Below are 9,587 nucleotides of genomic sequence, written 5' to 3'. Positions count from 1 at the left end.
GCGGTGAAGCAGGTTAACGATATCGTGGCCGAGATCGCCACGGCCAGCAACGAGCAGGCCCGTGCCATGCAGGAGATCAACACCGCCGTCGGCCAGATGGATGAAATGACCCAGCGCAACGGCGCACTGGTCGAGCAAACCAGTGCCGCTACGCAGACGCTGGCGCATCAGGCGCGCGACCTGTCCGAGCTGGTCGGCTTCTTCCGCAGCGATGACACTGCCACGACCGAACGCCGGCGCGAGTCGCGCTTCGATTGCGGTGCGGACGATAGCGTCGAGATTGGTGGCACCGCCTATGGCCTGCAGAACTGGAGCGGGACTGGCCTGCTCGCCGGTCCGTTCGACCGCGCGCCGCGCATGGGCGAGAAATTCACTGTCACCGCCGATCTGCGCCGGGCCGGCCTGCGCTTCAAGGCGGAAGCCGAAGTGGTGCGCATCGATGGTGCCTTCGTCGCGCTGCGCTATCACGCGGGGAATGACGACAAGCGCAAGATCGCGGCATACTTTGCATGAAGGCTGTCGCCGAGCTCTTCGTGCCGCAGTACGGCCTGGCCTCGGCCCTGATCGTGGTCTTCCCGTCGCTGGCAGTACAGCCCGACGAGATGATGGCCGCCATGGCGGGGTTTCTCGGCAGCAAGCTGGTGATCGTCAGCGATACGAATGCTTCGGCTTCGACCCTGCCGCCGGTCGTGCAGCACTGCCTGGCCATAAAGGCCGGCAATGCCGTGGTGACCACGGTTTCGACACCTATGTTCGGCAATCGGCGTGGGCTGGTTCTGCCAGTGGATCTCGCCGTCGAGATCGTGGCCGGTGCCGGCCTCAGTGACACACAGGACCGCCTGCTGCTGACCGGCTGCTATCGCGGCTGGCTGCCCGGCAGCATCGATGTGCTGGCCGAAGCGCTGACGGCGATCCACTTCAGCGTGGATGTCGATACGCGGATATCGCGGCGCTAGAGCGGCCTCAGGCCGGAATGCCGGCGCCGATATCGATGCAATGCTGCGTCACGCCGGTCTGTTCCAGCCGCAGTCTTGTACCGCCGCCCTGTTGCTGGGCCGGCAGACGGCTGGCCACGGCCAAAACCTGCATCGGTGCCTCGGCGGCGTCGGGCCGGATCGGCAGGGCAAAGACTTCGATGTGATGCGTGCGGCCCACACCGGGATACGGCAAGGCATGAAAGCTGAGTACGCCGCAGGGCCGCGTCGCCACATCCCAGATCATCCGGCTGCGCATCGCACGCTGATCCATGGCGGCCATTGCGACGAAGTCGCGCCCCGTCAGGCGCATGCCGACCAGGCTCTCGATATCGCAACCCGCCAGACGAAACACCGCGCGGTCCGGGCTGAACACATCCAGCAGCACCAGCTTCGGCATCAGGCGGGCAATCGACACCAGGTCCATATCGGCGCGTTGCGGCACCAGACGGTCGCCGCGCCACTGTTTCCAGGCCGCCAGGAATTGACGGCTGTCATCGGACAGCAGGGAGGCCGCGGTGACCGGTTCAGTGCGGGCAATCGGCAGGGCAATGCCGTTTTGCCGGTCCAGCAGGCTGCGCAGATTTTGGGGTGAATAGGGCATTGTCTTCGCTTGCGGGTTCGTCACTGCACGCGCTGGGCGACATGGATGTCGGGGCCAACGGGCGGCAGTCCGGCACCGATATCGATGAAGCGCAGGCCTTCGCCTTCGGCATAGGAGTCGGGTGCCACGTCGCGGGCGGCATCGCTGCCCTTGATCAGGGGGGTGGCGCAGGCCAGCACCAGCGATGGCGTGGTCTCGCCATCGGCACAGAGCGGTGCCGAGACCAGCTCGACCGGCAGGATCGCGCCATTGCCGGTGCTGAGCCAGTAATAGATGACGGCGGCGCAGGGCTGCGCCACCTCGGTGAACAGCAGGGCAGCGCGGCGTGCGCGGTTATCCGGATCGGTGAGATCGAGGTAATTGCGGCCGGCCAGATTGGTGCCGATCATCTCGCCGATGCCCGATCCGGCAAAGCGGATCGGAATCTCCTCGCGCCCGCGGATCTCCAGCAGTAGGCAGCGCAGCAGCAGATCGCCCAGCTTGCCCGTATCCAGCACGCTGCGCTGCGGCACCAGGCCGCGACCGCGCCAGCGGTGCCATTCGGTGAAGAAGCGCCGGCTCGGTTCGGTCAGCGCCGTCGGCAGGGAGGCCACGAAATCCATGGCCGGAAACTATCAAAGCGCCGGCCGGTTGTATGGTGGCGATTTGATTACTCCTTGGAAAAATTGGGGAAAGTCAGAATTGATAAGATTCTGCGATATCGCTGAAATTATTGGAATTTCGGCACTTCCAGCGTCGTCTGCATAATCGGCTTGACCTTCCCATCATGGGAAGCCTTATCTGATGAGGCAGCGCAACGCTGTCCGAGGCTTCCCATGTCCGCATCTGAAACCCTGTCCCACAGTCTCGATCTGCCGGTTGCCGGCATGAGCTGCGCCTCCTGCGCCGGCCGGGTCGAACGCGCCCTGCGCGCCCTGCCGGGTGTCAGCGCGGCCAGCGTCAACCTTGCCGCCGAGACCGCCCATCTGGAATTTGCCGGTGCCTTGTCGCCGGCCACAGCCATTCAAGCAGTGGAAAAAGCCGGCTACAGCGTACCGCAGGACAAAATCCGGCTGCAGATCGCCGGCATGAGCTGCGCCTCCTGTGTCGGCCGCGTCGAAAAGGCACTCGCTGCCGTGCCGGGTGTCAGCCGCGCCAGCGTCAATCTGGCCGGCGAAAGCGCGGAAGTATCAGTGCCGCGCGATGCCGTCGATCCGGCCGCCCTGATCGCGGCGGTGCGCAAGGCCGGCTACGAGGCGCGCCCTTTTGACGATGCTGCCCGCACGGTTGCCGCCCGTGCGGATCAGGCAGCCAAAGCCATTGCGCGCGATCGCAATCTTGCGCTGCTGGCGCTCGCACTCAGCCTCCCGCTGATCGGCGGCATGGTGTTTTCACTGCTCGGCCGGCATGACCTGATGCTGTCGCCGCTGCTGCAGTTTCTGATCGCCACGCCGGTGCAGTTCATTCTGGGCTGGCGCTTCTATCGTTCTGGTTGGAGCGCGCTGCGAGCAGGCACCGGCAACATGGATCTGCTGGTGGCGCTGGGCACCACCGCGGCCTGGGCACTCAGCACCTGGCTGTGGTGGCAGGCGCTGCCGCATCTGGACCACGGGATGGTGCCGCATCTCTATTATGAGGGCTCGGTGGCGATCATCGCCTTCGTGCGGCTGGGCAAGTGGCTGGAGGCGCGTGCGCGCGGACAGACCGCCGCCGCGCTGCGCGCATTGCTGCAGCTGCGGCCCGCCACCGCACGGCGCCGCAAGCCCAATGGCACGGAAGAAACCGTCGATACCGCGCTGCTGCGTGCCGATGACATCCTGCTGCTGCGCGCCGGTGAAGCTTTTGCTGCCGACGGCATCGTGATCGAAGGTCGCGCCAGCGTCGATGAATCGATGCTGACCGGGGAATCGCTGCCGGTCGACAAACAGGTGGGCGACACCGTGCGTGCCGGCACGCTCAATCGCGACGGCCTGATCGCCGTGCGCATCGAGGCCACCGCCGGGGAAACCATGCTGGCCCGCATCCTGCGTCTGGTGGAAAGCGCGCAGGCCAGCAAGCCGCCGGTGCAGCAGCTGGTCGACCGCATCAGCAGTGTCTTTGTGCCGGTCGTGATCTTTGTTGCCCTGGTCACCTTCGCCTTCACCCTCAGTCTCAGCGGCGGCAATGTGGAAACCGCCCTGCTGCATGCCATTGCGGTGCTGGTGATCGCCTGTCCCTGTGCGCTCGGTCTGGCCACGCCGGCGGCGCTGATGGTTGGCACCGGCGTGGCGGCACGGCACGGCATCCTGATCCGCGATGCCGGTGCGCTGGAGCAGGCGCGCAATCTGCGGCTTGTGGCATTTGACAAGACCGGCACGCTGACCGAAGGCAAGCCGGTGGTCACGGCGATTCATGCCATCGATGGTGACGAGGCGGCCCTGCTGCGGTTCGCGGCAGCCCTGCAGGCCGGCTCGCAGCATCCGCTGGCGACCGCAATCCGCGCGCGCGCCGGTGATGTCAGTGTTCCCCCGGTGCAGGCATTCCGTGATTTTGCCGGTCGCGGCATCTGCGGCCAGATCGAAGGTCGCCATCTGCTGCTCGGCAACGCGCGGCTGTTGCAGGAGCATGGCATCAGCGTGCAGGGGCCGGTCGATGCGCAGGCGACCCAGCAAACCGTCCAGGGCCGCACCGTGTCATGGCTCGCCGATGACGACACCAAGGCCGTGCTCGGCTTCTTTGCCTTCGGCGATGAACCCAAGGCCCATGCCGCCGCGGCGATTGCCGGCCTGCAGGCGATGGGCCTGCGCGTGGCGATGCTGTCGGGCGATGCGCCGGCGGCGGCGGGCGCCATCGCGGCTCGGCTCGGCATCACCGAGGTGCAGGCCGGCCTGCTGCCGGAAGACAAGGCGGCGGCGATTGCGCGGCTGCGCGACCAGGCAGGTGGCGACATCGCCATGGTGGGCGACGGCATCAACGATGCGCCGGCGCTGGCCTCGGCCGATCTCGGCATCGCCATGGGCAATGGTACGGATGTGGCGATGCAGACCGCCGGCATCACGCTGATGCGCGGTGATCCGCTGCTGGTGGCTGACGCGATCGGCATCGCGCGCGCCACCGACGCGCGCATCCGGCAGAATCTGGTCTGGGCCTTTGGCTATAACGTGATCGGCAGTCCGCTTGCCGCCTTCGGCCTGCTCGACCCGATGCTGGCGGGTGCGGCGATGGCGCTCAGTTCGGTTTCGGTGCTGACCAATGCGCTGTTGCTGCGGCGCTGGAAACCGCATCACGCCCAGGAGGCAACGGCATGAATATCGGCCAGGCCAGCGGCGCTTCGGGTGTCAGCGCCAAGATGATCCGCTATTACGAAAGCATCGGGCTGATGCCGGCAGCCGGCCGCACGCAGAGCGGCTATCGTGTCTACAGCGAGCGCGATGTGCATCTGCTGCGGTTCGTGCGCCGCTCGCGCGATCTGGGATTTGCGCTGGAGGATATCCGCCTGCTGCTAGGCCTGTGGCAGGATGGCGCGCGGCCTTCGGCGGCGGTGAAGGATATCGCGCTCAAGCATATCGACGACCTGACCCGCAAGATCGCCGAACTGCAGGCGATGAAGCGCAGCCTGCAGCATCTGGCCGAGGCCTGTCATGGCGATGCGCGGCCCGACTGCCCCATTCTGGATGATCTGAGCGGCCTGGATGCCGGTCATGAAAAAGGCGGCGCGACCGAAGCCGCGCCGCCCCATACTGCCGACACGTCGTGCTGTCGCTAGACCCTCCGCCCCACCGGATGTACGGCGGAAGGCCCAGCGTCAGGCTTGCCGGTTAGAACCAGCTGCGGAAGCCCAGCCGGGCAACATGCTGGGTGCTGTCGTCCAGCCCGTTGGCGCCGTCGTTGATCCACTGGTAGCGATAGCTCGGCACGATCTCCAGGCTGCTGGCCAGCTTGTAGCCGACACCGACTTCGCCGAAGGCGGTGAGATCGGTGCTGCTGTCGCTGTTGCCGGGCAGCGTCGAGCCGTTGGCTGTCGCGGCCGGGCGATCGAAACGCTGGTGCATCAGGCCGGCGCCGGCACCGGCATAGGGCGTCAGCGGCGTGCCGGTGGCGATGTCGTAATAGGCGGCGCCGGTCAGCGAATACTGGTCGGTATCGCCGCGCACGCCGGTTCGGCCGCCATTGGCATGGTAGCTGTCGTTGTCGATGCTGCCGTAACCGAGTTCGGCTTCCAGGCGCAGGTTGTTCGGCAGGCGATAGCCATACTGGCCGGCAAAGGAATAGCCGTTATCGCGTTCCAGATGCGCCCCGCCATCGCGGTCGGTATCCGGCGTCATCAGATAACCGCCGGTGAAGCCGGCATAGGCACCGGGCTTCAGCGTGGTGGTGTCGGGCTTGTCCTGCGCGAAGGCAGGAAGTGCCAGCGCGGTGGTGGACAGCAAGGTGGCCGCAAGCGCGGCAGAAGCAAAGCGGGTCATTGATGATACTCCTGCAAGTGTGACGAAACACGGGCCGCCCTGTTGCAGCCAGGCGGGCGCTTGTAACTAGGGCGCGATACAAGGCGGAATCGTGGCATTGCGTGGGCAGCATCGCGGCAAGCGTGGCCATGGTAAATTCGTCACAGTTTTGCATCCGGCCGGGCAATCCGCGCTTTTTCGCCAGCTGACTTGTGCGAAGCTTGGCCGGGCTCTATGTGAAGCAGCCCGGTGTTACAAAATGTCTGATTGCAGGCCTTGCATGTCATTTTCTGAAAAATCCGTCCTGCAGCCCGTCGAGCAGCCCTGGTCGACGGCACTGGTGCTGGTCTGCTCCGAATGCGATGGCGGCCATGGCGTCGATCTTGCGCACCGGCTGAAGGATGCGGTGAAAGCGGCCGGCCACAAGAAGGATGTGCGTGTCGCGCGCGTGCGCTGCCTCGGCATCTGTCCCAAGCGCGGTGTCGCCGTCACCATCACCGGTACCGCCCAGCCGGCGCAGAGTCATGTGGTGATCGGCAAGGGCCACGACGCCGTTACGGCGCTGACCGCGCTTATTGCGCCAGCGTGATCCGCCCGGCGCGCTCAGCGCGCCAAGACAATACGATAGAGCTTCACGCCGCGCGGCGTGATGGTGTCGCGGAACAGGCCGCGCGCGGCATCCTGCGCGATCGTCTCGCCCTCGTCCAGACGGGTCAGGCTGCGGATCGCGCGCGCAAAACCGATGCGGAAATCCGCCTCGCCGGTGCCGGCATTCAGCACGATCAGCAGCAGGCCGCCATCATGGGGTTTCAGCAGGCTGCGCAACTGCGCCGGCGGTCGCGCGCCAGTGGCGGACGGCGGCGCGATCCGCATGGCGATGCTGTAGGGCTCGGGTGCATCGGGCTGCAGCAGCGCCGGCGCGATACGGCTGATGCGGCGGTTGAGCTGCGTCACGGCATCCCACAGCCGGCGCGATGCGGCAACATCGCCGGGTGTCGCCTGCAATGGCGCATGGCCGCCGGTCTGGATGCCGTAATCCAGCTGCGGCGTCGGCGCAATGCCAAGCCAGCCGGCGCTACGCGCCACGTAATTGTCTTCGCCTTGCCAGATCAGCCCGGTGGCGCCGCCCAGCAATGCCGAGAAGGCCAGCAGCCGTGCCTCGTCGGGATCGGGCATGGTCTCGCCATTGCCGACCCGCGCACTGGCCGGCAGCAAGGCCCAGACCGGTTTGCCCGCCTGGTGCCTTGCCGTCTGCGCAAAGGCATCGCCGGCCAGCGCGCCGCGCGGCATGGCGATCAGCGCCACATCGCTGGCATCCAGCAGGGCGGCATGGTGCAGCTCGCCCCAGCTGTCGCCAGGTCGCGCACGCAGCAGCATCAGGCGTGAGCCGTCGGCCGCTGCCAGCTGCGCGTCCAGCGGCTGCTCCGGATCGGCGGTGACGGCATTGAAGTCGGCGAGGAAGGCGGCGGTGAAGCCGCGCGCCCCGGGAGAGTTGGGAGCGCTGCGGCTGTAATCAACCAGCGCGCCGCTCAGGGCCAGCGGAAAGAAGGACCGCGCCTGGTCAAACTGCAGCAGCAGCTCGCCGGTGCGGGCGGTCTGTGGCACACCGCGGTGGTCTGCCGCTGGATACGGCCGCTGGATGCTGCTGGCATCCAGCGCTGCGTAATCGGCGAAGGGATCGCCGGCACACCCTGTCAGGAACAGGCCGGCCAGCAGCACCACACGGGACAGGACGGGATGATGCGACCGGCTCATCCCGGCGGCTTCACTTCGGCGCGGGCTTGTCGTGGTGATCGATCACATTGCCATCGACCACCTCGGTATCGGCGGGGATATGTGGGTCCTTGCCATGGCCATGGTTGGATTCGGTCAGGCGGTCCATCCAGGCCAGCAGCACGCCCGACACCACGAAGGTCAGATGGATGCCGACCAGCCAGGCCAGTTCGACATGATCCATCTCCTCGATGTTCATGAAGGCGCGCAGCAGCTGGATCGCCGAGATGGCGACGATGCTGGCCACCAGTTTCAGCTTCATGCCGGAATAATCGATCTTGCCCATCCACTCGGGGCGATCCTTGTGGTCGGCATTGTCGATCTTGGAGACGAAATTCTCGTAGCCGGAGAAGATCACCAGCAGCAGCAGATTGCCGGCCAGCGACAGGTCGATCAGCGACAGCACCGACAGCACCAGCTGGGATTCGCTCATGCTGAACACGATCGGCACCGTGTGCAGCAGCTCCTGCAGGAACTTGATCAGCAGCAGCACCAGCGCCACCGACAGGCCGAGGTAAAACGGCGCCATCACCCAGCGGGTGGCGAAAATGGTGTTTTCGATCCAACGTTCAAGCATGCTGCGGCAACTCCGGGTGAAACGATCTGGCGGGAAGCTATCCGAAGCGCCACAACCAGACCAGAGCGGGATCATGAACCAATTTCGGCCTTTGGTTTGCGTCGCCGCGGCAAAAAGGCGCCTTGCCAGCCCCGGTTCGCGGGTCTAGGTAAAACGTACACGATCTTTTCTGGCGACGCAGCCTCGCCCTGCCTGAGATTTGCCATGTCCCCGGTCCCTGCTTCCGTCACCGAACCTTCACCGGATCTCGGTCCGCCGGTGTTCAGCCACCAGGAAAAGATCGTCATTTTCCTCGGCCTGATGCTGGGCATGTTTCTCGCCGCGCTGGAGCAGACCATTGTCGCCACCGCGCTGCCCGGCATCGCTGCCGACCTGAAGGCGGCCGAGCATCTCAGCTGGGTGGTGTCGGCCTATCTGCTCACCTCGACGGCGGCGACGCCGATCTACGGCAAGCTGTCGGATCTCTATGGCCGCAAGCTGATGCTGCAGATCGCCATCGGCATCTTCCTCATCACCTCGCTGCTCTGCGGCCTGGCCCAGAGCATGACCGAACTCATCATATATCGGGCGCTGCAGGGCCTGGGCGGCGGCGGGTTGCTCGCCATGGCGCATGCCACCATTGCCGATGTGGTCAGCCCGCGCGAACGCGGCCGCTACCAGGCCTATATCGCCAGCACTTTTGCGGTGGCCAGCGTTGCCGGCCCGGTGCTGGGCGGGCTGTTCACCGAACATCTGGGCTGGCAGTGGATTTTCTGGATCAACCTGCCGTTCGGTCTGGCGGCCCTGCTGGTGGCGCAGAAGACGCTGAAGCGCCTGCATGTAAAGCGCGTGCGGCACAGGATCGACTATGCCGGTGCGGTGCTGATCGTTTCGGCGGTGTGCTGCGTGCTGCTGGTCACCACCATGGGCGGCAATGAATTCGCCTGGGCCTCGCCGCAGATTCTCGGCCTCGGCGCCGCCGCCATCCTGCTGTTTGCCTTGAGCGTGCTGCAGGAGCGCCGTGCGCCGGAAGCGATCCTGCCGCCGCGGCTGTTCGGCAACGTCAACTACATGATCGCCATGACCTCCAGCCTGCTGCTGGCCATGGTGATGATCGGCGGCCTGGTCTTCATGCCGCTGGTGCTGCAGATGATCTACCAGATGTCGGCCGGCGATTCCGGCCTGATGCTGATCCCGCTCACCTGCACCAGCGTGATGGGCGCCATCACCGCCGGCCAGCTGGTGTCGCGCACCGGCCGCTACAAGCATTTCCCCGT

The 9,587-nt window shown here is 65.9% G+C and carries 10 protein-coding genes and 1 pseudogene; 6 read left to right on the top strand and 5 right to left on the bottom strand.

What is annotated here, in order from left to right; translation table 11 throughout:
* Positions 1-513, top strand: a pseudogene (locus AAG799_RS20685) (hypothetical protein); the annotation flags it as partial.
* A complete protein-coding gene (locus AAG799_RS20680; RefSeq protein ID WP_341898844.1) occupies positions 510-956 on the top strand; it encodes a hypothetical protein in 447 nt (148 codons plus the stop codon). The pseudogene AAG799_RS20685 and the gene AAG799_RS20680, both read left to right, overlap by 4 nt.
* 7 nt (positions 957-963) lie before the next feature.
* On the opposite strand, the gene AAG799_RS20675 is transcribed toward AAG799_RS20680, so the two are convergent.
* Together AAG799_RS20675 and AAG799_RS20670 are read right to left on the bottom strand one after the other, a co-directional pair.
* Positions 964-1,578 (bottom strand): PAS domain-containing protein, encoded by a 615-nt coding sequence (locus tag AAG799_RS20675; RefSeq protein ID WP_341898842.1) that lies wholly within the window; start codon positions 1,576-1,578, stop codon positions 964-966.
* Between the two features lie 20 nt (positions 1,579-1,598).
* The gene (locus tag AAG799_RS20670) at positions 1,599-2,180 is read right to left on the bottom strand and encodes a PAS domain-containing protein (RefSeq protein ID WP_341898840.1); all 582 of its coding nucleotides are present in this window, start codon (positions 2,178-2,180) and stop codon (positions 1,599-1,601) included.
* Positions 2,181-2,393: 213 nt separating this feature from the next.
* Here AAG799_RS20670 and AAG799_RS20665 point away from each other — a divergent pair, with 213 nt between their 5' ends.
* Both AAG799_RS20665 and cueR read left to right on the top strand, forming a co-directional pair.
* Positions 2,394-4,844, top strand: coding sequence for a heavy metal translocating P-type ATPase (locus AAG799_RS20665; RefSeq protein ID WP_341898839.1), 2,451 nt, complete (start codon positions 2,394-2,396; stop codon positions 4,842-4,844).
* Positions 4,841-5,302 (top strand): Cu(I)-responsive transcriptional regulator, encoded by a 462-nt coding sequence (gene cueR, locus AAG799_RS20660; RefSeq protein ID WP_341898837.1) that lies wholly within the window; start codon positions 4,841-4,843, stop codon positions 5,300-5,302. Before AAG799_RS20665 ends, cueR begins: the two co-directional genes overlap by 4 nt.
* A gap of 52 nt (positions 5,303-5,354) precedes the next feature.
* Here the strand turns inward: cueR and AAG799_RS20655 are convergent, their stop codons facing one another.
* Positions 5,355-6,002, bottom strand: coding sequence for a porin family protein (locus tag AAG799_RS20655; RefSeq protein WP_341898835.1), 648 nt, complete (start codon positions 6,000-6,002; stop codon positions 5,355-5,357).
* A 259-nt stretch (positions 6,003-6,261) separates the two neighbouring features.
* Between AAG799_RS20655 and AAG799_RS20650 the strand changes: the two genes are divergently transcribed.
* A complete protein-coding gene (locus AAG799_RS20650) occupies positions 6,262-6,570 on the top strand; it encodes a (2Fe-2S) ferredoxin domain-containing protein (protein WP_341898833.1) in 309 nt (102 codons plus the stop codon).
* Positions 6,571-6,584: 14 nt separating this feature from the next.
* Here AAG799_RS20650 and AAG799_RS20645 read toward each other — a convergent pair whose 3' ends face one another.
* Entirely contained in the window at positions 6,585-7,736 is a 1,152-nt protein-coding gene (locus tag AAG799_RS20645; RefSeq protein ID WP_341898831.1) for a hypothetical protein, read from the bottom strand.
* A 10-nt stretch (positions 7,737-7,746) separates the two neighbouring features.
* Positions 7,747-8,331: a TIGR00645 family protein gene (locus AAG799_RS20640; protein ID WP_341898829.1), complete on the bottom strand. Its 585-nt coding sequence runs from the start codon at positions 8,329-8,331 to the stop codon at positions 7,747-7,749.
* A 204-nt stretch (positions 8,332-8,535) separates the two neighbouring features.
* Here AAG799_RS20640 and AAG799_RS20635 point away from each other — a divergent pair.
* Positions 8,536-9,587: MFS transporter (locus AAG799_RS20635; protein ID WP_341898827.1), on the top strand; the 1,052-nt coding region annotated here is incomplete at its 3' end.

The organism is Ferrovibrio terrae (assembly GCF_943371255.1).
Taxonomy (GTDB): Bacteria; Pseudomonadota; Alphaproteobacteria; order Ferrovibrionales; family Ferrovibrionaceae; genus Ferrovibrio; species Ferrovibrio terrae_B.
This window is presented reverse-complemented; position numbering and strand designations above follow the sequence as displayed.